Annotated in this window: 21 protein-coding genes; 8 read left to right on the forward strand and 13 right to left on the reverse strand. The window is 72.2% G+C overall.

The annotated features are described in order from the left end of the window. The first annotated feature begins 31 nt into the window (after window positions 1-31). The 5 genes from QCD66_RS07915 (at window position 32) to QCD66_RS07935 (ending at window position 4,414) form a co-directional block, all read left to right on the forward strand. Entirely contained in the window at window positions 32-307 is a 276-nt protein-coding gene (locus tag QCD66_RS07915) for a type II toxin-antitoxin system Phd/YefM family antitoxin (RefSeq protein ID WP_375733620.1), read from the forward strand. Then, the gene (locus QCD66_RS07920; RefSeq protein WP_375733621.1) at window positions 304-561 is read left to right on the forward strand and encodes a Txe/YoeB family addiction module toxin; all 258 of its coding nucleotides are present in this window, start codon (window positions 304-306) and stop codon (window positions 559-561) included. The genes QCD66_RS07915 and QCD66_RS07920 overlap by 4 nt, the downstream gene beginning before the upstream one ends. Before the next feature lie 462 nt (window positions 562-1,023). Further along, a complete protein-coding gene (locus tag QCD66_RS07925) occupies window positions 1,024-1,551 on the forward strand; it encodes a PadR family transcriptional regulator (protein ID WP_357539386.1) in 528 nt (175 codons plus the stop codon). Further along, a complete protein-coding gene (locus QCD66_RS07930) occupies window positions 1,548-2,219 on the forward strand; it encodes an ABC transporter ATP-binding protein (RefSeq protein WP_375733622.1) in 672 nt (223 codons plus the stop codon). Before QCD66_RS07925 ends, QCD66_RS07930 begins: the two co-directional genes overlap by 4 nt. Beyond that, the gene (locus QCD66_RS07935) at window positions 2,216-4,414 is read left to right on the forward strand and encodes an FtsX-like permease family protein (RefSeq protein ID WP_375733623.1); all 2,199 of its coding nucleotides are present in this window, start codon (window positions 2,216-2,218) and stop codon (window positions 4,412-4,414) included. The genes QCD66_RS07930 and QCD66_RS07935 overlap by 4 nt, the downstream gene beginning before the upstream one ends. A gap of 58 nt (window positions 4,415-4,472) precedes the next feature. On the opposite strand, the gene QCD66_RS07940 is transcribed toward QCD66_RS07935, so the two are convergent. The 6 genes from QCD66_RS07940 to QCD66_RS07965 form a co-directional block, all read right to left on the reverse strand. Next, window positions 4,473-5,588: a MerR family transcriptional regulator gene (locus QCD66_RS07940; RefSeq protein WP_364209232.1), complete on the reverse strand. Its 1,116-nt coding sequence runs from the start codon at window positions 5,586-5,588 to the stop codon at window positions 4,473-4,475. Window positions 5,589-5,645: 57 nt separating this feature from the next. Then, window positions 5,646-6,851 carry an osmoprotectant NAGGN system M42 family peptidase gene (locus tag QCD66_RS07945; protein ID WP_375733624.1) on the reverse strand — a complete coding sequence of 402 codons (1,206 nt, stop codon included), beginning with the start codon at window positions 6,849-6,851 and terminating at the stop codon, window positions 5,646-5,648. Next, window positions 6,848-8,680 carry an N-acetylglutaminylglutamine synthetase gene (ngg, locus tag QCD66_RS07950; protein WP_375733625.1) on the reverse strand — a complete coding sequence of 611 codons (1,833 nt, stop codon included), beginning with the start codon at window positions 8,678-8,680 and terminating at the stop codon, window positions 6,848-6,850. The genes QCD66_RS07945 and ngg overlap by 4 nt, the downstream gene beginning before the upstream one ends. A gap of 11 nt (window positions 8,681-8,691) precedes the next feature. Continuing rightward, window positions 8,692-10,476, reverse strand: a complete 1,785-nt coding sequence (locus QCD66_RS07955) for an N-acetylglutaminylglutamine amidotransferase (protein ID WP_375733626.1) — start codon at window positions 10,474-10,476, stop codon at window positions 8,692-8,694. Window positions 10,477-10,789: 313 nt separating this feature from the next. Beyond that, entirely contained in the window at window positions 10,790-11,542 is a 753-nt protein-coding gene (locus QCD66_RS07960) for a MerR family transcriptional regulator (protein WP_364209244.1), read from the reverse strand. Window positions 11,543-11,730: 188 nt separating this feature from the next. Beyond that, window positions 11,731-13,080: a phytase gene (locus QCD66_RS07965; protein WP_375733627.1), complete on the reverse strand. Its 1,350-nt coding sequence runs from the start codon at window positions 13,078-13,080 to the stop codon at window positions 11,731-11,733. Window positions 13,081-13,238: 158 nt separating this feature from the next. Here QCD66_RS07965 and QCD66_RS07970 point away from each other — a divergent pair, with 158 nt between their 5' ends. Together QCD66_RS07970 and QCD66_RS07975 are read left to right on the forward strand one after the other, a co-directional pair. Next, a complete protein-coding gene (locus tag QCD66_RS07970) occupies window positions 13,239-14,168 on the forward strand; it encodes a TIGR03621 family F420-dependent LLM class oxidoreductase (protein WP_375733628.1) in 930 nt (309 codons plus the stop codon). After that, window positions 14,165-15,349: a damage-control phosphatase ARMT1 family protein gene (locus QCD66_RS07975; protein ID WP_364209253.1), complete on the forward strand. Its 1,185-nt coding sequence runs from the start codon at window positions 14,165-14,167 to the stop codon at window positions 15,347-15,349. The genes QCD66_RS07970 and QCD66_RS07975 overlap by 4 nt, the downstream gene beginning before the upstream one ends. Window positions 15,350-15,396: 47 nt before the next feature. On the opposite strand, the gene QCD66_RS07980 is transcribed toward QCD66_RS07975, so the two are convergent. The 3 genes from QCD66_RS07980 to QCD66_RS07990 all read right to left on the reverse strand — a co-directional run bounded on the left by QCD66_RS07980 (window position 15,397) and on the right by QCD66_RS07990 (window position 18,118). Next, window positions 15,397-17,022, reverse strand: coding sequence for an RICIN domain-containing protein (locus QCD66_RS07980; protein WP_375733629.1), 1,626 nt, complete (start codon window positions 17,020-17,022; stop codon window positions 15,397-15,399). 281 nt (window positions 17,023-17,303) lie between these two features. Next, window positions 17,304-17,558, reverse strand: a complete 255-nt coding sequence (locus QCD66_RS07985; protein WP_375733630.1) for a hypothetical protein — start codon at window positions 17,556-17,558, stop codon at window positions 17,304-17,306. 5 nt (window positions 17,559-17,563) lie between these two features. Next, the gene (locus QCD66_RS07990) at window positions 17,564-18,118 is read right to left on the reverse strand and encodes an NADAR family protein (protein WP_375733631.1); all 555 of its coding nucleotides are present in this window, start codon (window positions 18,116-18,118) and stop codon (window positions 17,564-17,566) included. 72 nt (window positions 18,119-18,190) lie between these two features. On the opposite strand from QCD66_RS07990, the gene QCD66_RS07995 reads away from it, so the two are divergent. Further along, the gene (locus QCD66_RS07995) at window positions 18,191-18,715 is read left to right on the forward strand and encodes a macro domain-containing protein (RefSeq protein ID WP_375733632.1); all 525 of its coding nucleotides are present in this window, start codon (window positions 18,191-18,193) and stop codon (window positions 18,713-18,715) included. Here the strand turns inward: QCD66_RS07995 and QCD66_RS08000 are convergent. The 4 genes from QCD66_RS08000 to QCD66_RS08015 all read right to left on the reverse strand — a co-directional run bounded on the left by QCD66_RS08000 (window position 18,664) and on the right by QCD66_RS08015 (window position 22,723). Next, window positions 18,664-19,188 (reverse strand): RBBP9/YdeN family alpha/beta hydrolase, encoded by a 525-nt coding sequence (locus tag QCD66_RS08000; RefSeq protein WP_375733633.1) that lies wholly within the window; start codon window positions 19,186-19,188, stop codon window positions 18,664-18,666. The two genes, QCD66_RS07995 and QCD66_RS08000, sit on opposite strands and share 52 nt — an antisense overlap. Window positions 19,189-19,369: 181 nt before the next feature. Further along, window positions 19,370-20,260 (reverse strand): NAD(P)-dependent oxidoreductase, encoded by an 891-nt coding sequence (locus tag QCD66_RS08005; RefSeq protein WP_375733634.1) that lies wholly within the window; start codon window positions 20,258-20,260, stop codon window positions 19,370-19,372. 98 nt (window positions 20,261-20,358) lie between these two features. Beyond that, window positions 20,359-21,213, reverse strand: a complete 855-nt coding sequence (locus QCD66_RS08010; protein ID WP_375733635.1) for a ketose-bisphosphate aldolase — start codon at window positions 21,211-21,213, stop codon at window positions 20,359-20,361. A 10-nt stretch (window positions 21,214-21,223) separates the two neighbouring features. Continuing rightward, window positions 21,224-22,723, reverse strand: a complete 1,500-nt coding sequence (locus tag QCD66_RS08015) for an FGGY-family carbohydrate kinase (protein WP_375733636.1) — start codon at window positions 22,721-22,723, stop codon at window positions 21,224-21,226. Between the last annotated feature and the right edge of the window lie 4 nt (window positions 22,724-22,727).

Below are 22,727 nucleotides of genomic sequence, written 5' to 3' on the forward strand. Positions count from 1 at the left end.
ACAATTTCCTGTACTTGCCCTGGAGGTGATCATGCGGACCGTGAACTTCACCCAGCTTCGACAGAACCTGGCCGCCGAACTCGACAGCGTCATCAACGACGCGGAGGAAGTGGTGGTAACGCGTTCGGGCCACGAGCCGGTGGTCATCGTGCCGCTCGCGGAGTACGAGTCGATGAAGGAAACCGAGTACCTCCTTCGCAATCCGAGCAATGCCGCAGCCCTGCGCCGATCGATCGCGGAGCTTGAGGAGGGTGACGCGGCCGAGCGGGAACTGATCCACCCGGCCACGGTTCGGGACATCGCGTGAGGCTGGTCTTCACGGCCACTGCATGGAACCAGTACCTGAGCCATACGGACCGTAAGTTGGTCAAGCGCATCAACGATCTCATCGCGGATGTGATGCGCAACGGATACGAGGGCATCGGCAAGCCGGAACCCCTTCGAGGAGAGCTGTCCGGCTTCTGGTCCCGCCGTATCGACCGCGAACACCGGCTGGTCTACCGCATCATTAAGGACGACATCGAGATCATCGCCTGCAGGTACCACTACGGTGACAGGTAGCCGCTCAGAAGTCGGAGGCGTCGGCCGTCCTGGTCACCGGACCTCCAGCGGGCGCGACCTGAAGGCCTGTGGTGGTGCGGGTCGCCGGCGATCGTGGCGGTGTGGTTCGCATGGTGGTGCCTCCGGCCCACTCCATGTCTTGCCCTGCCTGCACTCAGTCGGGCGTCGGTACCGCTGAACCGGCCGTCGACCACCCGGTCGTGGGCAACGTCGATGTCCCAGGCCAGTACGCCCGCGGGCGGACCAGTTGGGTCGTGCCGCCGAGCCGCAGCGCGAGCAGATTAGCCGCAGAGACGTCGGACCCGGCCTGGCCGGTGGCGGCCATCCGGAGCGGAAGCAATCGAACTGATCGGGTCGAACACCGCCGCGCACGGCCGGGGTCCTGGACCTGCCCTGGCTTGCGATCATCGATATACGCTCGGTATATGTACGCGGGATATACGCTCAGTGTATGGTCTGCGCATGAGCGTTCCCATGACCCTCCTCGGCCTGCTCGAGCGTGAGCCCAGTCACGGCTACGACCTCAAGCGCGACTACGACTCCTTCTTCAGCCGGGGCAAGCCGCTGCCGTTCGGTCAGGTCTACGCGACCCTCGGCCGGCTCGCCCGCGACGGCAAGATCGTGATTGGTGAGGTCGAGCCGGGCGTAGGCCACGAGCGCAAGCGGTACGTCATCACCGAACTGGGCGCGACCGAGGTCGAATCGTGGCTGACCGAGCCCGTCGAGGCCGAGCCCAACCTGCAGACGGTGCTGTTCACCAAGGTCGTGCTGGCCCTGATGCTCGGCCGGCCCGCCGAGGAGTACCTCGACAGCCAGCGCGCCGCGCACCTGCGGCGGATGACGGAACTCACCGAGATCAGACGCGGCGGCGACCTGGTCGACACCCTGCTGGCCGACCACGGCCTGTTCCGTCTGGAAGCCGACCTGCGCTGGATCGACATCACCGTCGCCCGGTTGGACGCCCTCCGGGAGACGGTGTTGCGGGGATGAAGGCGATCGAGGCGCGAGACGTCGTTCTGTCCTTCGGTGAGACGCCGGCGCTGCGCGGCGCCAGCGTCTCGGTGGCCCCGGGCGAGATCGTCGCCATCATGGGCCCGAGCGGATCCGGGAAGTCCACTTTGCTGCACTGCCTGGCGGGGATCCTCGTACCCGGCGCGGGCGAGGTCTACTACGACGGCCGCCGGGTCGACACCCTGAACGAGAACGAGCGCAGCATCCTGCGCCGGGACCATTTCGGGTTCGTGTTCCAGTTCGGACAGCTCGTACCGGAGTTGACCGCCGAGGAGAACGTCGCACTGCCGCTGCTGCTCGGCGGCGCCCGGCGGGCCGCCGCGCTCGACGAGGCGCGGCCGTGGTTCGAGCGGCTCGGCCTGGCCGGGCTGGAGCGGCGCCGGTCCGGTGAGCTGTCCGGTGGGCAGGCGCAGCGGGTCGCGCTGGCCCGTGGTCTGGTCGCCCGGCCCGGGGTGTTGTTCGCCGACGAGCCGACCGGGGCGCTCGACTCGCTGACCGGCGAGCAGGTGATGGACCTCCTGGTCGCCTCGGCCCGTGAGCAGGAGATGACCGTCGTCCTCGTCACCCACGACGCCCGCGTGGCCGCGTGCGCCGACCGGCAGGTCATCGTGCGCGACGGCAAGGTGAACGCGCTGGTGTACTCATGATCCGGTTCGGTCTGCGACTGTCCCTGTCCGGTGGCCGGGAGGCCGCCACCCGGCTCGCCGTCATCGCCACCGCGGTGGCGCTCGGCGTCGGCATGCTCCTGACGACGCTCGCCGCGATGAACGCGGTCGGCGCGCAGAACCAGCGGTACGCCTGGCTCAACACCGCCGCCGCCCCGGCCGCCTCCGACGTGTCGGCCGATCCGATCTGGTGGCTGCTCCGGGAGGACTACCACCAGGGCCGGTCCATCGGCCGGGTCGAGGTCGCGGCGCCGGGTCCGGACGCACCCGTCCCGCCGGGCATCCCGCGCCTGCCGGGGCCGGGCGAGTTCTACGTCTCACCCGCCCTCGGCGAGCTGCTTCGGACCACCCCGGCCACGGAACTCGGTGACCGCTTCCCTGGACACGGGATCGGCACGATCGGGCCGGCGGCGTTGCCGTCCCCCGAATCGCTGCTGATCGTCATCGGCCGTACCCCGGCCGAGCTGGAGCGACTGGGGGCCCGCCAGGTCACCCAGATCATGACCCCCGCCCAGAACGACTGCCGCAACGGTTGCCCGGTCGGACTCAACTCCGACGCCATGTCACTCGTGCTCGCCGTCGTCGCGGCCGCCCTGCTCGTCCCGGTGCTCATCTTCATCGGCACCGCGACCCGGCTGGCGGCCACCCGCCGGGAGCGGCGCTTCGCCGCGATGCGGTTGATCGGCGCCACACCACGGCAGATCTCCCTCGTCTCGGCCGTGGAGTCGACGATCGCGACCGCGGCGGGCACCGTTGCCGGGTTCGGCCTGTTCTTCGCGATCCGGCCGGCAATCGCCACGATTCCGTTCACCGGCGAACCGTTCTTCACCGCCGACCTGTCGCTCGACCTCGTCGACGTCCTCGTGGTCGCGCTCGGTATCCCGGTCGGTTCCGTCGTGGCCTCCTGGCTGGCCCTGCGCCGGGTGCAGATCTCGCCGCTGGGCGTGAGTCGCCGGGTGACCCCGAAGCCCCCGCGCGCCTGGCGGCTGATCCCGCTGGTCGTCGGGCTCGCCGAGTTGACGTACTTCATCGGCCGGCGCCCCGACACGACCAACGGCCAGCTTGCCGCGTACCTGTCCGGGTTTCTGCTGGTCCTGACCGGGCTCGTGCTGTCGGGGCCGTGGTTGACCATGGTCGGCGCCCGGGTGCTGGCCGGGCGGGCGAGCCGGCCCGCCACGCTCATCGCCGGGCGACGTCTCGCGGACAACCCGCAGGCCGGCTTCCGATCCGTCAGCGGGCTGATCGTGGCGCTGTTCGTGACCAGCGTGGCGACCGGCACGATCACCACGTTCGTCGCCAACCGCGGCGAACCCCGGACCGACTCGGTGGCCGCCACGTCACTGGCGAAACAGTTCTGGCCGGAGGAGGGGCCCGCACCGACCGCCGACCAGATCCCGGCCGGCCTCGAGACGATCCCCGGCGTGCGCGGCGTGACCCTGGTGCACCTCAACCCCGACCGGGACGGCGGGCACGGCGTGATCACGTGCGCGGAACTGGACCGTCTGGCGGTGTTCGGCACCTGCCCCGCCGGGGCGCAGGTCGCGGCCGTCCACGGTGACCTCATCGGCATGCGCGCGTTCGACCTGACCAGTGACACGCACGTCTGGGACGCCGCCAGCATCGCCCCCACGGAGGTCGACCGGCAGCCGATCCTGTCGGTGGTCGTCGACACGACCAGCCGCACCGCGTTCGAGCAGGCCCGGACGATGCTGATCAACGCGTTTCCGCTGGGGCGCTTCCCGGCGAGCATCGGCGAGTGGGAGTCGAGCTCCGCACGGCAGATGATCCAGTTCCAGCGGCTGGCCGACGTGGTCATGCTGGCCAGCCTGCCGATCGCCGGTTGCAGCCTGGCGGTGAGCGTGGCCGGCGGGCTGAGCGACCGAAAGCGGCCGTTCAGCATGCTGCGGCTCACCGGGGTGCGGCTGTCCACCCTGCGCCGGGTGGTCGCGCTGGAAACCGTCGTGCCGCTGCTGCTCGTCGCCGGGGTGGCCATCGGTATGGGGTTCCTGGCCGCCCATCTCTTCCTGCGGGCGCAACTGGGCTACACACTGCTAGCACCGCACCTGTCGTTCTACCTGACCGTCGGTGGCGGGCTGGTGGTGTCCCTGGGAATCATCGCCTTGACGTTGCCGCTGCTGCGCCGGGTCACCGGCCCGGAGACGGCCCGGAACGGGTGAGCCACGCGCCGAGGACCAGCGTGCGTCGGCTCCTGGGGGTGCTCTCGGGCGCGGTGGTTCAGGCCACGAGCAGACGGAGGCCGAGTTCCGCCGCGTCGAGGGCGACGAGGTCGCGGTTGCGCTCCGCCCACCGGCCCGAGGAAAGGTCTGCGCGGAGCCCGGTCACCGCCCGCTGCTCGGCCTCGGGTCCGACCCTGGTCCATACCGACACCGCGCGGCGCACATGTTCGTCCAGGTACGCCTCGGGCCGGCGCCAGTGGGCCTCGAAGAAGCCGTCGACACAGTCCCACGGGATGAGCACCGGCTCCGCGCGTCCCCCGATCGCGCGGGTCAGGTCGGCCAGGGAGGGCCAGCCGACGAGAAGGTCGGCGAACTCGGGCAGGTAGTCGCGGGTGAGCCAGAACCGCCGGCGCCAGCCGGTGTCGTCGGCGTCGTACGTGAACACGACCACCCGCCGGGCCACCCGCCGCATCTCACGCAGCCCGGCGACCGGGTCCGGCCAGTGGTGGACGGTGCTGACCGCCATCGCGGCGTCGAAGGACTGGTCCTCGAACGGCAGGCTCTCCGCGGCGGCGGCCACGCACGGCGCCGTGCCGGCGGGACGCAGCGCCCGCATGACCGCCGACGGTTCCACCGCAGTGACGTCGCGGTCCGGGGGTTCGTAGGAGCCGGTGCCGGCCCCGACGTTCAGTACCGTCCGTGCGTCCCCCAGCGCGTCCCAGATGCGCGCGGCGATCCGTGGCTCGGTACGCCGTGTCGCCGGGTACGCGGATCCGATGGTGTCGTACAACCGTGTGCCGAACACTCTCAGCTGCTCCTCCGGTGTCGTCCTGATCCCCATTGCCCGCGCCTCCAGCTCCCGGTCGATGGCCGTCACCATGGCAGCGGCCCGGTCGCGCTGGTCGAGTAGCAGGCCGCGCAGCCGGCGCAGGTGCGCGGCCGCGTCGGTGGCCGGGTCGTCGACCAGATCCGCGATCTCGCGCAATCCGAAGCCCAGCCGCCGGTAGGCGAGCACCTCCCGCAGCCGTTCCACGTCACCCGCGGAGTAGGCCCGGTGCCCGGCCGCGGTTCGCGTGGACGGCCGCAGAAGGCCGATCTCGTCGTAGTGATGCAGCGTGCGGACGGTTATGTCGGCCAGTTCGGCCACCCGCCCCACGGTCAGGTGCTCCTCCACGCCACCGACTATGTGCCATGACGCCACGTGAGGAACAAGCCGAAGCAGCTGAACAGATCAACCCGTGGGCGTCGGGGTTTCGGCGATTCCGATCGGGCCCTCGCGCGGTCCCTCCGCCGAGGCCGGCTGCACCGCCAGCGACGGGAAGTCGGCCAGCTCGCCCTCCGGCTCGGCGTCCCACTCCGGGAAGACGAGATCGCTCTGGAGGTAGAGGCAGAGGAGTTGCGTGAGGTGGCGCAGCCCGTCCAGGTGGGTGCGTTCGTGGCCGTGGGTCGCGTCGACCCCGAAGCCGATCAGCGCCATCCGGGCGTGCGCGCCGGCCTCGACCGCCGCCGCGATGTCCGAGCGGTAGTAGTCGAAGACGTCGCGGACCAGGTCCACGTCGTGTTCGGCGGCGATCGCGGCCAGCTTGCGGGCCAGGTGGTAGTCGAAGGGGCCGACGCCGTCACCCATGGCCAGCGTGGCGGCGTTCTCCCGGGACTGCTGGCCCGGGGCGACCACCGCGGCGTCCACCGAGACGATCTCCGCGACGTCCGGGTCGAGGCCGTGGCTGGCCCCGTGCCCGATCTCCTCGGTGACGGTGACCAGTAGATGTGCGGTGACCTTGGGCTGGACGCCCGCGTCGATGATCGCCTTGAACGCGGTGAGGACGGCCGCCACGCCCGCCTTGTCGTCGAGGTGGCGGGACTTCACGTACCCGCTGGGGGTGATCGTCGGGTTGGGTAGAAAGGCTACGAAGTCGCCGGCGTCGATGCCGAGCGCGCGTAGCCCGGCGATGTCCTCGACCGGCTCGTCGACCCGTACCTCGACCCGGTCCCAGCCGACCCCCTGGAGATCCACGGCCTCGTTGTAGCGGTGCCCGCTGGCCTTCAGCGGCAGCACCTGGCCGGTGATCACCCGTTCCAGGTCGTCGGTGAAGATCCGCACATGGGCGCCCTCGGCGAACCGGGCGCTGTGCGTGCCGATCGACTTCAGCTCCAGCCGGCCGTTCTCCTTCAGCCGTTTCACCATCCCGCCGATGGTGTCGGTGTGCACCACGATCGCCCGGTCGGCGCCGGTGGCGCGGGGACCGGGCAGGCAGGCGCTCAACGCGCCGCGCCGGGTCAGGGTGGAGGAGACGCCGAGGGCGGAGAGGCGCTCGCCGACGTACTGCTGCACATGGTCGGTACGCCCCGACGGGCTGGGGATCTCCAGGAGTTCCAGCAGCACCTGCCGCAGGTAGTCCAGGTCGAGCGGGAGCGGTACGGGTCGGGCGTCGGTCATGACGTCGAGGATGCCGCACCGGCCGGGGACCAGAGCCGCTGCGGTGCCCGGGTGCCGGGGAAGAGCAGGTCGACGAAGCGTTCGGCGGTCGGCTGCGGTTCGTGGTTGGCCAGGCCCGGTCGTTCGTTCGCCTCGATGAAGACGTGTTCCGGCCGGTCGGGGGACTCGACCAGCAGGTCCAGTCCGGTGACCGGGACGTCCAGTGCCCGGCTCGCCGTGACGCACGCCTGCGCGATCTCGGGGTGCAGGTCGGCGGTCACGTCGTGGATCGTGCCGCCGGTGTGCAGGTTCGCGGTCCGCCGGACGGCGAGCACGGTCCCTTCCGGCAGTACGTCGTGCGGGCCGTACCCGGCTTCGGCGATCACCTCGCGGGTCATGTCGTCGACCGGGATGCGGGACTCGCCGCCGGTGGCCGCGGCGCGGCGCCGGCTCTGCCGCTCGATCAGCTCGGTGATGTCGTGCCGGCCGTCGCCGACGATCGAGGCGGGCCGGCGTACGGCCGCCGCGACCACCTCGTGGCCGATCACGACCACCCGCAGGTCCTCACCGGTGCACAGTTCCTCGATGAGCACGTCCGGGCAGTACCCTCGGGCCAACCCGACGGCGGCGTGCAGCGCCTCCGTCGTGCGTACGCCGACGGTTATCCCGTTGCCCTGCTCGCCCCGGACCGGCTTGACCACCACGGCGCCGGCCTCGGCCAGGAACGCGGTGTCGGTGTCGTCACCGGCGGCGGCCCGGCCGCGTGGCACGCGCAGTCCCGCCTCGGCGAGGATCCGCCGGGTGACCCGCTTGTCGTCGCAGCGGCTCATGGCCACCGCCGAGGTCAGCTCGGAGAGCGACTCGCGGGTCAGGACGGTCCGGCCGCCGCTGGTGAGCCGCAGCTCGCCCCATTCCGGGTCGGTCACCTCGACCCGGATGCCGCGCCGCATCGCCTCGTCGGCGACGATCCGCGCGTACGGGTTGAGCTGGTCGTAGCCGTCGGGCAGGGCGGGCAGGAACAGCCGTTCGTTGATCGGGTTCTTCCGCTTCACGCAGAGCGTGGCGGTGCGGTAGAAACCGAGCCGCTCGTAGAGCCGGATCGCACCGTCGTTCTCGGCCAGCACGGACAGGTCGACGAAGGACCGGCCGCGTTCGGTCAGCCGGGCCGCCAACTCGGACAGCAGCGCCTGGCCGGTGCCGGGTGGGGCGTGGTTGAAGTCGACGGTGAGGCACCACAGGCTGGCGCCGTTCTCCGGGTCGTCGAAGACCTCGACGTGGTCCACGCCGGTGATGGTCCCGACGACCTCCCCGGTGCTCGACTCGGCGACCAGGTGGAGGAACCGTGGGGTGGCGGAGTTGGCGACCAGCACGTCCACCGGGCTGGTCACCATGCCGTTGCTGGCGTAGATCCGGTTCACCGCTTCGGCGTCCGCGACGCTGGCCAACGGGCGGATTCGCAGTCCGGGCAGCGGGCCGTCGCCCGGTTCGACCCGCCGGCCGCGCAGCGGCAGCCGGTACGTCAGCGACGGGTCGATGAACAGTTCGTCGTGCAGCCGGGACACCAGCACGTGCGGGTCACGCAGGTAGATGCAGATGTCCCGGGAGCCGGCGGTCTCGGAGCGCAGCACGTCGGCGACGGCCGCCGGATCGTGGAACGTCTGGCCGAAGACCAGCCGTCCCCAGCCGCAGTCGAGCACCACGTCGCCACCGCTGGCCCGGGGGACCCCGGATCCGGGGTGGGGTGGCGTACCGGTGGGATCGCCCGGGGCGACCGGGTCGCCGCCCGGCCCGACCCGTTCCCGCCGCCGGGCCGGCTTCCCGTCGGCCCGCGCTGTCTCCGTCGTCGACATGTCGGCCACGGTCAGGCGATCGCGTGGCTCTGGAGCCACATTTCCAGGAGTCCGATCTGCCACAGCTTGTTTCCGTTCAGCGGGGTGAGTTCGGCGTTCGGGTCGGCGAGCAGGGCGTCGACGTACTCGGGGCGGAACAGGTGGCGGCGGCGGGCCTCCGGGGCGTGCAGCGCGTCGCGTACCCGGTCGAGCACCTTGCCCTCGAGATGGGTGAGGCCCGGCACCGGGAAGTAGCCCTTCGGCCGGTCGATGACCTCGCCGGGGAGAACCCGGCGGCCGATCTCCTTGAGCACGCCCTTGCCGCCCTGGGCGAGTTTCAGCTCCGGCGGGCAGGTGGCGGCGAGTTCCACGAACTCGTGATCGAGGAACGGAACCCGGGCCTCCAGCCCGTGTGCCATGGTCATGTTGTCGACCCGTTTGACCGGGTCGTCGACGAGCATCACGGAGGTGTCGAGGCGCAGCGCGGCGTCGACCGCGGTCTGCGCGCCGGGCCGGGCGAAGTGGGCGGCGACGAACTCCCGCGCCGGGTCGCCGTCGGCCAGCCGGCCCGGGTCGAGGATGCGGGCCAGGCCGGCCGCGTCCCGGTCGAAGAACGCCGTCGCGTACGTGTCGAGGGCGTGCTCCCGGTCCACCCCGGCCAGCGGCGGATACCAGTGGTATCCGCCGAGGATCTCGTCGGCGCCCTGCCCGGACTGGACGACCTTCAGCTTCTCCGACACCGTCTCGCTGAGCAGGTAGAACGCCACGCAGTCGTGGCTGACCATCGGCTCGCTCATCGCGGCGACGGCGGCCTCCAGCGGCGGGACGAGGTCGGTCGTGGCGATCCGGATCTGGTGGTGGTCGGTGTCGAAGGCCGCCGCGACCAGGTCGGAGTAGCGGAACTCGTCGCCCTCCCGGTTACCGACCGCCTCGAAACCGATGGAGAAGGTGGCGAGCCCGCGCTGTCCCTGTTCGGCGAGGAGCGCGACGACAAGGCTGGAGTCGAGGCCGCCGGAGAGCAGGACACCCACCGGCACGTCGGCGACCATCCGGCGGCGTACCGCCGTGGTCAGCGACTCGTGCAGGGCGTCCTGCCAGTCCCGGTCCGACCAGTCGGCGCGGTCCGGGTGGCGGGTGAACGACGGGTTCCAGTAGACCCGCTCGGTGACCCGGCCGTCGGGTTCGTACGTCCGGACGGTGGCGGGCGGCAGCTTGCCGACGCCGCGCAGGATGGTGCGGGGTGCCGGTACGACACTGTGGAAGCTCAGGTAGTGGGCGAGTGCCACCGGGTCGATGGCGGTGTCCACCCCGCCGCCGGCGAGCAGTGCCGGCAGTGTGCTGGCGAAGCGCACCCGGTCCGGGGTCTCGGCCAGGTAGAGCGGCTTGATGCCGAGCCGGTCCCGGGCCAGCACCAGGCGGCCGGTGTCCCGCTCGACGATCGCCACGGCGAACATGCCGATCAGGTGGTCCACGAAGTCGTCGCCCCACTGCGCGTACGCCTTGAGCACGACCTCGGTGTCTCCCGAGGAGAAGAAGCGGTGCCCGCGGGCCTGCAACTCCTCGCGCAGTTCCCGGTAGTTGTAGATGCAGCCGTTGAAGACGCCGGTCAGTCCCGACTGCGGGTCGACCAGGGGCTGCCCACTGGCCGCCGAGAGGTCGATGATCTTCAGTCGTTGGTGGCCGAGGGCGACCGGCCCCCGGGACCAGACCCCGCTGTCGTCGGGGCCCCGGTCGCGCATCGTCGCCGCCATCCGTTCCACCGCCGACACGTCGGCGCGTACGCCGTCGCGGCGCAGTTCCCCAGCCAGCCCGCACATGCGCAGCCATGTTGCCAGAGGATGGCCGGTCCTGCCTGTTGAGCGGATGGTCGCTGAGGTGGGCGTTCGATACAATGCGCGCGATCTTGTCCGGGGCTGCCGATCGTGGGGAAGTGACGTCCCTCCTGGTCATGGATGACCCTTTTGTTCGGCAGTCGCGCTGTGACAAGGGCCGCAGCTTTTCTCCGGCGGTGCCGGTGCATTCCGGCGTCCGGGCCGGCCGGCGGCGGCCGGCCCGGACGTTCGACGGCCCCGGACGACGTTACGACCGGGCGGTCCGCCTACCCGCCTACCCGCCTACCCGCCTACCCGCCTACCCGCCGAGCCGGCGGTCGGCGTAGACGAACATCGCGTCGCGGAGGTATTCCACCAGCGCGTCGTCACCGCCGCCGATGTTGCGGCGGAAGCGCTCGTCGTCGACGTACATCTGGCCCAGGCCCCGGTAGGCATCCCGGTTCGGGGTCCAGAACAGGCACGTCACCTCGTGGTGGAACCGCACCAGTTCCTGCACCCGGTCGTCGGTGACCGGCACCCCGGCCGCCTTCAGCGGGGCCAGGCCCTCGTGGACCCGGACGTAGCCGGTGCGGGCCTTCTCCGCGTCGGCGGCCGACCAGCCCTGCATCCGCTCGTCGGCGGCGTCGACCGCGGCGTCACCCCACCGCTCGCGGGCCTCCGCCTCGTAGGGGTTCGACTCGAACCCCTCGAAGACCTTTCTCGGGGTCATCTCCCTTCCTTCCTGAACGTTCCCGATCGTGGAGTCGACGGTGCGGATCAGCCGGTCCAGCCGGCCCCGTTCCCGGACCAGCCAGTCCCGGTGCCGTACGAGCACCTCGACGGTGCTGTCCCGGCTCTGCCGGTCGAGCACCTCGGCGACGGCGTCGAGCCCCAGCCCGAGGTCCCGCAACAGGAGAATCCGCTGCAGCCGCAGCAGCTCCTCCTGGCCGTAGAAGCGCCGGCCGTTGTCGGCCGTGAAGGCCGGCGTCAGCAGTCCGATCGCGTCGTAGTGCCGCAGCGTGCGCGACGTGACGCCGGCCTCCTTCGCCACCTCGGCGATCGACCAGGCCATGCCCGTCCCTCCGATGATCGCGGCCGGTGTTTCCGGCCGTGACCACCACGGTATGGGTTGCCGTAGCGTCAACTTCAACCCTGATTCGCACCGGCCCCGAGGCGCCCCACGCCGTCGGGTTCGACGGGCCGCCACCCCGACCGGGTGCGGCCCGGAACCGGGTGCGGCACGGTCGGGGTGGCGCCGGTTCAGTGGAAGCGGGGATCGTTGCCGGCCCGGGTGTCCACCTTCAGCGACAACGCGCCGGCGATGTCGGCCCACGAGACGTACGAGAAGTTCGTGGCGTCACGGTCGGCGTCGACGTCCGGCCCCGTCTCCGGCTCGTCGTGGGTGACGAGCAGACCGTGCCGGTAGCCGCCGACGGGACGGTTCGTGACGGCCAGACCGTCGGACCCGTTGACGTCGTCGGCGCCGCGTACGCCCCGGACCCGGAAGCTGCCCACCGGGCGGTTCCGGCCCTGCCGGTCGTACACGGCGAACGTGTCGTCACCCTGGCTCGACACGATCACGTAGCCGGTGCCGCCCGGACCGTAGTAGATGTCGACGCCCTCGACGTCGGCGGTCAGCCGGGGGCCGCCGAAGCCCTCGGCGTCCGGATCGACCGGTACGCACTCCTCGGACGCCTCGTCGTAGACGTCGTGGATGCCGAAGTCGGTGACCCGGTCGACGAGTTCCGGCCGGCCGCCCGAGCCGAGGGGAAGCGGCAGCCGCCACAGGCCGACGTCCTCCTGCGCGGCGTAGAGGACACCCGACCGCTGGTCGACCGCGACGCCCTCGAACTGGGGAAGCACGCCCGGCTCCTCGCACGGGACCCAGGTCGAACCGTCCGGCAGCGCGAACGTGCCCGGCATGACGACCTTCCGGATGTCGGTGTAGCCGAGCTTCCCGGCGATCTCGACGATGCGAACGGTCGCGATCGTCGTCCGGCCCTCCTGGGTGACGACGGCGTACGTCTCGCCGCGCCGGGGCTGCCAGACGGCCAGGCCGTACGCCGTGTGCTCCTCGTCCACGGCCGCCCGGTCGGGGTTGAACAGGAACCGCTGGTCGGCGGCGGTCACCTCGACCAGCGGGGTACGCGCGGCCGACCCGCCCGGGTCGATGGCGAAGAACCGGAGCTGGTCGTTGTAGCGGTCCGAGACGACCGCGACGTCGACCGTACGGCCGGCGAGCCGGATGTCGTAGGCGATGTCGACGTTGTTGTAGCGGCCCGGCGCCGGGTCGGTGCGCGGCGCCTCCGTCGCGGGAAGCGACTGGAGTTCGCGCGACCGCAGGTCGTACACGCGCAGGCCGCCCTCCTTGGCGGTCACGACGACGATCGAGCGGTGCGAGTCCTTCGGGTGCACCCAGATGGCCGGGTCGTCGCCGGAGGCGTTGCCGCCCGCCTCGTCGTCGTAGAGGACCGGGGTCTCGTTGTCGGTCGTCACGGTCGCGGTCCGGTCGCGGTGCGTGGCGGTCGGCTGGGCGGCGGCGGGGGCCGCTGCCAGCAGGGTCGCGACGACCGTGCCCAGCGTCAGGATGGTTCTCCGGGGATGAGTCACGCGGTGCAGCCTCGCCGACGTACCTTGCGCCGGATCGGGCGCGACATTGACGACAGTTGAAATCGGGGACGCGCGGCGCAATGTCCGCGCGGAGTGCCCGCACTCAGCCGACAGCGAACCGGGTGGACACGCTGCCGGTGATCCCGCAGCGTGTGGGGATGCGCCCCCTACGCTTCGGTCTTGTCTGGGACGGCACCGGATCGCCGGTCGACGTCGCCCGCCGCGCCGAGCAGGCCGGCTACGCCAGCCTGCTGTTCCCGGACCACACCGGCATGGTCGCCCCGATCCCGGCGATGGCCGCCGCGGCGGCCGTCACCCGCCGGATCCGGCTGGGGACCCAGGTCGTCAACGTCGCCTTCCGCCCGCTCGGCGCGCTCGCCCAGGAGTTGGCCGCCGTCGACATCGTCAGTGGCGGGCGCCTCGACGTCGGCCTCGGCGCGGGATACGCGGAATCCGAGGTACGCAGCCTCGGCCTGCCGTTCCCGTCCGCCGGTGAACGGATCCGGGAGGTGGCCCGGGCGCTCGACCTGCTGCCCAGGTTGTTCGCCGGCGAGACGGTGGACGAGGAGGGGGTCACGCCCGGCCGGCTGGCCAGCTTCCGGCTCGAACCGGTGCCGCCACAGGGGGCGGCCGTACCGCTGATGGTCGGCGGCAACGGCGACCGGCTCCTCGCGGTCGGCGCCGCACGGGCCGGCATCGTCCAGTTCAGCGGCTTCAGCCCGACGCCCGACGGCCCCGACTTCGGCAACTTCTCCGACAGCGGGCTGGCCGAACGGATCGGGCACGTGCGGCGAGCCGCCGGCGACCGGTTCGACGACATCGAGCTGAGCGTGCTGGTCCAGTGGGCCGGCGTCGTACCCGACCCCCGGGCCCGGATCGCGGCGATGGAACTGCCCGGCACCGGCGTCGACCAGGTGCTCACGAGCCCGTTCGCGCTGCTGGGCACCTCGGTCGACGAGGTCTGCGCCCGCCTGGTCGACCTGCGGGACCGGCACGGCGTGTCGTACGTGACCGTCTTCGACCGCCAGTCGTACGGCTTCGACGAGGTCGTCACGAGGCTGGCCGGTGGCGCGGGGGAGCAGCGGTGAGTGCCGCCGTACCGGCCGGTGTCGCGCCGATCCTCAGCAACTCGCCCGGCTCGCTGGCCTGGCACGTGTGGCACGAGCGGCACCCGGCGCTGATCGACCAGCTCGCGGCCGCGCACCCGTACCCGCCGGGACATCTGACCGCGCTGCGGACCCTGCTGGCCGAGACGCTCACCGGCCCGGTCCGGCCCCTGCCGCCGGCCGCGTCGGACCGGGCCACCTGGGACGGATGGGGCGCCGACCACTTCGGACGGTCGTGGCTCGACGTGCCGTTCCTGTGGGCCGAAAGCTACTTCTACCGCCGACTGCTGGAGGCGGTCGGATTCTTCACCCCCGGCCCGTGGCTCGGGCTCGACCCGTTCGCGTTCCTGAAGGCGGCCGAACTCGACGCCCCCGACCTCGCCGACGACCTTGGCACGCTGGAGGACACGGCCGGGCTCACCGCCGCCGAGAAGACCCGGGTCCTGCTGCACGGCGCACTGTGGGGCAACCAGGCCGACCTCGGCTTCCGGATCGGGGTCGCGGCCACCTCCGGCACCGTCGGGCCGTCGGCCCACCTGGTCGCCGACGACACCACCGCCGCGGTGTCCGCGCTGACCACGGGTAGGGGCACGGTCTGCCTGGTCGCCGACAACGCCGGCCGGGAACTGCTCTCCGACCTGGTCCTGGTCGACCACCTGCTGCACGCCGGGCCGGCGGAGCGGGTGACGCTGCACCTCAAGCCATACCCGTACTACGTCTCCGACGCGACCACCGCCGACCTCGTCGGCTGCCTGCGCCGGCTGGCCGCCGGACCACCCGCCGCGGCCGGGATCGCCGACCGGCTGCGCACCGCCGCCGCCGACGGCCGGCTCGACGTCGCCACCCACTGGTTCTACTGCGCACCGCACCCGTACCACCGGATGCCGGACGACCTCGCCGACACGTACGCCGAAGCGTCCGTGGTCGTCCTCAAGGGCGACCTGAACTACCGGCGGCTGGTCGGCGACTGCCGCTGGCCGGAGACGACGCCGTTCGCCGACACCGTCGACTACTTCCCGGCCCCGCTGGTGGCCCTGCGTACGTTGAAGTCCGACGTCGTCGTCGGCCTCGACGCGGCGGACGTGGCCGCCCTCGACGGCGACCCGGCGGCCGGGCGGTGGCGGGTCGACGGCCGGTACGCCTTGGTGCAGGTCCGGGCCTAGGTCGAGCACGGGGCCGGCCGGCGCGACCGCGCCGGCCGGCCCGGGTGTCAGCACCAGTTCAGGGACGAGTTGACCCGGGTGACGTTGCGGACGACGTTGTTGCTGCCGTTGCAGGGATTCTGGGTGATGTTGGTGTTGGTGACGGTCAGGTTCTGGATGGTGATGTTCGACGACGGCGGGAACTCCGACCGGGCGGCGATCCGGATCTCACCACCGCCGGTGACGGTGCCGGACTGCGCGGCGATGTTCACGTTGTAGCAGTTCTCCAGCAGGATCGAGTTGTTGCCGGTGTTCGAGATGGTGACCCGGTCGATCACCGCGCCGCCGCTCTCCGAGACGCAGAAGATGCCGCGCCCGCCACCGCGGGCGATGACGTTGCCGACCCGGATGTTGGTCGGGTAGCTGCTGCCGATCCGGCCGTTGCGGTTGGCCATCCGGAACGCCGCGTAGCCGGTGCCGGCGCCGGCACCGTCGGCGTCGACCGTGCCGATGGTCGCGTTGACGGTGTCGTTGAGGAGCAGGCCCGACTCACCCGTGTTGCGGGCGGTCACCGTGCCGACGGTCAGGCCGTCGACGCCGTACGTCTCCACCGCGTGCGAGCCGGTGCCCTGCGCGTAGACGTTGTCGATACGGATGTTGCGGACCTTGATCGCCCGGTCGCCGCCGTGGTTGTCGATGCGTACGCCGAGCCCGCTGGAGACCCGCATGTCGATCTGGCCCAGCGTCAGGTTGTTGACGTTGCGGGCGAAGATGCCGTACCGGGGGACACCGGTCACGGTCAGGTTCTGCACCTCGACGTCGGTGGTGCCGCGGGAGTAGACGGGTGCCTGGTCACCGGTGCCGGATCCGGTCACGTTGACGGTGCCGCAGACGGCCAGCACCGTGTAGCTCGGCAGGGACAGCCGGGAGTTGGCGCTGATCGAGCCGGAGCCGCGCACCACGACCCGCTGCTTGCTCGTACGCCCCGGGGTCAGGCTGTTCACCGCCGCCTGCATCGCGGCGAGCATGTCGGAGCCGGTGTAGACGGTCGAGCCGCCGTTACGGGCGGTCCACGTGTTGCCGTTCAGGGTCGCCTCGGCGTTGAACGACCCGTCGCCGCAGCCGCCGCCGCTGCCGGAACCGACCCGGACCAGTTGCCACTGCTGGTTCCAGCCGCCGAGGTCCTGGTACTGCGAGATGATGCCGCCGTCGGCCGTGGACCATTCCCACACGTCCAGCGCCTTGCTGGTGTGCCGGTTGACGAAGCGGACGTGTCCGCCGTCGGAGTCGGCCAGCCGGAAGTGCTGCCGGGTGGTGCCGTTGTCGGCGTTCTGGATCAGTTGGGTGCCGTCGGTGGCGTTCGGCAGTTCGAGGAACTTTCCGCTGTGCCGCGACCGGATCTTGTAGTAGCCGTTGCCGGCGTCGACGAACTGCCACTGCTGCTGGTTGCCGTCGTTGCGGCTCCACTGCACGATCGGCGCGCCGTCGTTGGTGGCGAAGTTGTAGACGTCGATCGCCTTGCCGCTGTGCCGGGACGTGATGACGTACCAGGCGCCGGTGTCGACGGTGGCGGCCGAGGCCGGGGGTGCCTCGGCGACCTGCCCGGCGACCAAGGCACCGGTCGCCACCATGACGGTGGCCAGCCCGATGGCGAGGCCGCGGCGGGGTCTGCCGTGGGTGTGGATTGCTGGCATGGGACCTCCCTGGGGGTGGGTGGGGAAAAGCCCGGCGTGCGGGACGGCACGTCTGTCGGAAAGGGCTTTCCGCGCCCCGCAAGGTATCGAACTACGTAGATCAGATCAAACGGTTGCCTACGTGCCGGGACGCGTGGCCATCGGTCGTACGGACGGTTACGCGGTATCGCGGCCGGCGGAACCGGTGTCCAGGGTGGTCGGGTGCCGACCCTCGGCGTCGACCTCGCGGCGGCCGACGTCCGGACCGCGACGGCGGGGGCCCTGACCGAGTTGGCCGCCGGCTAGCCGGCCGCCTCGATCGCGACACTGATCGCGGCCTGCCGGAGTTCGTCCGAACCGCGCCAGCCGTGCCCGGCCCGGCACATCCAGTGTGGATTGTCCTCCCCCTCGACGCAGCCGCCGAGCACCAACAAACCACGCTCGGCCGCTTCGAAGGCCTCCAGGCTCGGCATGCCGATGAGGACCGGTCGGCCGGTCTGGCCGCAGCGCGGACACGCGGGTTGTTCGATCGACTGGGCCGGCCGTGTCGTGTCCACCGCTCTCACCCGTGCCGTAGCCGGTCGCGGGCGTCCATGAGGGCGAAGCCGAGCAGGTTCGGCCCCCGCCATCTCGCCGGGTCGGCGGCGCGGGGGTCGTCGGCGGCCAGGCCGATGCCCCACACCCGGTCCAGCGGGCTGGCCTCCACCAGCACCCGTTCACCGGTGCCGAGCAGGTAGCCCCGCAGATCGGGGTGCTGGCCGAACTTCGCGACGCTGCCGGCCACCACGATCTGGTAGCGGTGCTCCACCCAGACGGCCTCGTCGAAGCCGCGGACCTGCCGGCCCAGCGCCTTCGCCCGCTGCGGATGCCCCGCCGCGAGGATCCGTCCGGCGGCGTCCGCGTCGCCGAACAGCGTCGCCTTCGACCACATCATGTAGTGCTCGGCGGTCGCGTAGCGGGTGCCGTCGACGGTGAACGCCGCCGGCCACCACTGGCTCAGGCAGCCGACGCCGATGCTGCCGTCGCGCTGCGGCTGGTGCCCCCAGAAGAACAGGTACTTGACCTTCGTCCCGGAGGCTCGGGCGGCGACGAGGGCGTCCACGGTACGGGCCGGCATGGCGGCCAGTCTGCCGTACGGGTCCGACGGTCCGCCGCCGAAATTCCGGCCGGGATGTCGTACCCGGCCGGCATGCTGGACGCCATGATCCCGTTGAGGTTCCTCAAAGGGGACGCGACCAGCCCACAGGCCAAGGGGCCGAAGGTGATCGCCCACGTCTGCAACGACCTCGGCGGCTGGGGCAGGGGCTTCGTGCTGGCGGTTTCCCGCCGCTGGCCCGAGCCCGAGCGCGACTTCCGTGACTGGCACCGGCACCGGGCCCGCAACGACTTCGGGCTCGGCGCGACCAGGCTGGTGCGGGTCACACCGGACACCTGGGTCGCCAACATGGTCGGCCAGCGTGGCATCCGGACCGGCAGCAAGGGGCCGCCGATCCGCTACGAGGCGGTCGAACGCTGCCTGACCGCGCTCGCCGACCAGGCGCTCGCGTTGACCGCGTCGGTGCACATGCCCCGCATCGGCTGCGGCCTGTCCGGCGGCACCTGGTCGCGGATCGAGCCGATCGTCACCCGTACGCTCTGCGAACGCGACGTGCCGGTGACCGTCTACGACGTGAGTGTCTCGACCAGCCGCTCGCCGTCCGGCCACGGGCCGTAGCCGCTCGACGTGTCGAGGTGGCCCACGTCACCGGCGTCGAAGAGTTCCGCGCCCCAGTCCTCGGCATACTGCTCGAACTGCGGGTACGTGGTGTAAGGATCGGTCCGGCTGGCGACGACGATCGTGCGGAACGGCAACCGGTCGCGGGGCATGTCGTAGGCGAACTCGTCCGACCGCGGAGTCTCCGGACCGAGGTACGGCGGCGTCACCATCAGCGCGGCCCGCACCGGACCGGTGTGGCGGGCCGCCCACACCGCCACGCTGATGCAGCCGGCACTGTGTGCGATCAGCACCGCCGGCTCGTCGTCGGCGGAGATGGCCGCGTGCAGCGCCGCCATCCGCTCGTCGACGACGTACGGCGGTCCGGGCGGGCGCGGCGCCCAGCGGGCTTCCGGGTGTGTGTCGGCCCAGCGCCGCAACCAGTGTTCGGGCCGGGGGCGCCCCCGCCCGGGCACGAGAAGGTGACGGGTCATCCCGCCGATACTAGGGTCGGCCACCGTGTCTCGCGGCCCGGCGAGGGTGATCGTCTGCGGTTCAGGCTGTGCCGGCACGGCGTGTCGACAGCCTGAACCGCAGGCGATCATGGCGAGCCCGCGGCCTGGGGCCCGGCCCCGCGTGAACCGGCACCGGCCCGGTGCCTGGGCCGGTGCCGGATCAGGCGGCGGCCGGACCCAGCGCCGCGAGCAGGTTGTCGACGGCGGCGTCGGACGCCCGCCGTACGCTCTCGGCCGTCGCCGCCCCCAGGTGCGGTGTCGGCACCACCCGGGGATGGGCGAGCAGCGCCGACGGCTCCGGCGGCTCGCGGTCGAACGCGTCGACGGAGTAGAGCGCGATCCGGCCCGACCCGAGTTCGACCAGCAGCGCCGTCTCGTCGACGAGCGTCGAGCGCGCGGTGTTCAGCAGTACGACGTCGTCGCGCAGCAGCGCCAGCTCGGCGGCCCCGAGCAGTGGACCGTCCGGTGACGGCGGCACGTGCAACGACACCACCTCACTCGTACGCAGCAACTCGGGCAGCGGCAGCAGCGGCACGTCGCCGGCGTCGGTGACGTACGGGTCGTGTGCCACCACCCGCATCCCGAGCCCACGGCCGAGGTCGGCGAGGCGGCGGCCGATGGCACCGAACCCGACGATGCCGAGGGTGCGTCCGGCGGCCTCCCGGCCGGGGCTGCGCCGCCAGGCGCCGGCCTTCAGCGCGGCGGCCGCCTCGGGCAGCCCGCGCAGGCCCATGAGCGCCAGGGCGACGGCGAGTTCGGCGACGCCCTGCGCGTTCGCGCCCCGGGCGGTCAGCACCTGGACGCCGGCCGCGGCCGCGGCCGCCCCGTCGATGGCGTCGCTGCCGGCACCGTTGCGGCTGATGACCCGCAGCGCGTCGGCGTGCGCCAGCACCCGCGCGGGGACGGGCTCGACCCCGGCGATCCAGCCGACGACCCCCGGTACGGCGGCGACGAGTTCGTCGGTGGTCGGCTGCCGCCCCGGCGTCGGGGTGACGACCTCGTAGCCGGCGGCCCGGAGCCGGTCGACCGCCGGCGATCCCGCGACCGACATCGACCGGGGCGTCACCAGGATCCGCGCCCCGCTTACGCGTCCACCTCGCTCCGCTCGGCGGTCGCGTGAGTTCGACTGAGCCTGCTGGTTCGCTTCGCTCACTGGCGCGCCGCCGTTCCCCGGGCGCCGAGTACGCCGAGCAGCCGCTCGACCTCCGCCGCCATCGCGTCGCGGGCCGGGGCGACGTACTTGCGGGCGTCCATCACCTTCGGGTCCGCGTCCAGCCTCTCCCGTACGGCGCGGGTGAAGACCTTGTTCAGGTGGGTGGCGATGTTGACCTTCGTCATGCCGCGGGTCACCACGGTCGACAGCGTCGCGTCGTCGACGCCGGAGGAGCCGTGCAGCACCAGCGGCACCGGCACCGCCTCGGCGATCGCGGCGACCAGGTCCAGGTCGACGACCGCGTCCCGGGACGCCATCGCGTGCGAGGTGCCGACCGCGACGGCGAGCGAGTCGACGCCGGTGTCGGCGCAGAACCGGCGGGCGTCCTGCGGATCGGTGCGTACGCCGGGGGCGTGCACCCCGTCCTTGCCACCGACCTCGCCGAGTTCCGCCTCGACGGCGACCCCGTTGGCGTGGCAGTGCTCGACGACCCGGCGGGTGGTGGCCCGGTTCTCTTCGTCGGGGAGCTTGGAACCGTCGTACATCACCGAGGTGAAGCCGAGGTCGACAGCCTGGTGCACGAGGTCGACGTCCTCGGCGTGGTCGAGGTGCACGACGACCGGAACGGTCGCCGCCTCGGCGAGGGCGAGCGTGGCGAGCGCGATCGGGCGCAGCCCGCCGTGGTAGCGGACCGCGTTCTCGCTGACCTGCATGATCAGCGGCGCGCCGGCGGCTTCGGCACCGGCGACCAGCGCCTCGCCGTGTTCGAGCAGGGTGGTGTTGAACGCCCCGACGCCGTACCGCCCGCTGCGGGCGGCGGCGAGGATCGGTCGTGGATCGGCGAGGGGCATGGTTTCTCTCCTATTTGCTGGCGGTTGCGGTCGCGTGGGTCCGGGTCGCGGACCGGGCGGCGTCGAAGCGGGCGCGCGGCAGCGCGTACGCGTCGGCGAGTTCCGGGCGCGGGTCGACGCGCAGCGCGGCGTGCCGCGCGGCCCGCAGCGGCCCGGTGCCGGTCCAGGCTCCGGTGCCGAGCAGGGCCAGGGTGGCGGCGCCGAGGGCGGCGCCGTGCTGGGCGGCGGCCGGCCGGCTGACCGGGCGGCCGATGAGGTCGGCGAGGACCTGGAGCATCAGCCGGCCGCGGGCACCGCCGCCGGTCGCGGTGATCTCCGCCGGTACGTCGACGAGCATCGCCCGCGCGGCGTCGGCGAGGCTGAAGCCGATCCCCTCGACCAGGGCGCGGGCCAGGTGGCCGTGGGTGTGCCCGAGGTCGAGGCCGAGGAAGGCGCCGCGTACGGCCGGGCCGCCCTCGGCGACGGTGCCGCCGGCGAGTGTCGGTACGCAGGTCAGGCCGTCGGCGCCGACCGGTGCGGCGGCCGCCTCGTCGAGCAGGGCGTCGAGGTCGCCGTCGCGGCCGAGTACCCCGGCCAGCCAGTTCAGGCTGCTGCCGCCGCCGAACGTCGACAGGGCCGAGATGTACAGGCCGGGCAGCACGTGGTCGAAGACGAACGGCCGGCCGACCGGGTCGAGTACGGGTTCGGCGGCGGCGACCGTCACCCAGTTCGACGAGCCGAGGGAGACGTACGCCTCGCCGGCCCGGTCGAGCCCGGCGCCGAGCGCCATGCACGAGTTGTCGACGCCACCGGCGACGACCGGTGTCCCGACCGGCAGTCCGGTCGCGGCCGCGGCGTCGGCGGTGACGCGGCCGACGACAGCGGTCGACGGCACGATCTCCGGCCACCAGCCGTCGGGCAGGTCGAGGGCGGCCAGCACGTCCGGCAGCATCCGGCGGGTGGCGAGATCGTAGGCGCCGCTGCCGGAGGCGTAGCTCTGGTCGGTGCGCTGGACGCCGGTCAGCCGCGCGTTGACCCAGTCCTTGCTGCCGAGGATCCGGACCGTGCGGGCGGCGACGTCCGGGTGCTCGGCGCGCAGCCAGGCCGCCTTGAACACGGTGTACATGCCGCGCGGGAACCCGTTGCCGGTCCGGTCGTACCAGGTGTCCTCGGACGGGCCGCCGGGACCGAAGTACGCGGCGGCGGCGTCCTCACCCCGGATGTCGGACCAGATCGGTACGGCGGGCAGCAGCGGGTTCGCGTCCGCGTCGACCGGCACCATCGCCAGGCTGTGCCCGGACAGCCCGACCGCGACGACCTCGTGCCGTCCGGCGTCGGCGGCGAGCAGTTCGCGCGCCGACCGGACGACCGCGTCCCACCAGTCCGCCGGCCGCTGCTCGTGCCGACCCGGCGCCGGATAGTCGGTGTCGTACGCGACGAAGGCGGTGCCGACCACCCGGGCGGCCCGGTCGACCAGCGCCGCCTTGCACCCGCCGGTCCCCAGGTCGAAGGAAAGAACAGCCTCGGTCATGTCG

Origin of the sequence: Polymorphospora sp. A560 (genome assembly GCF_045781765.1) — a bacterium.
Taxonomy (GTDB): domain Bacteria; phylum Actinomycetota; class Actinomycetes; order Mycobacteriales; family Micromonosporaceae; genus Polymorphospora; species Polymorphospora lycopeni.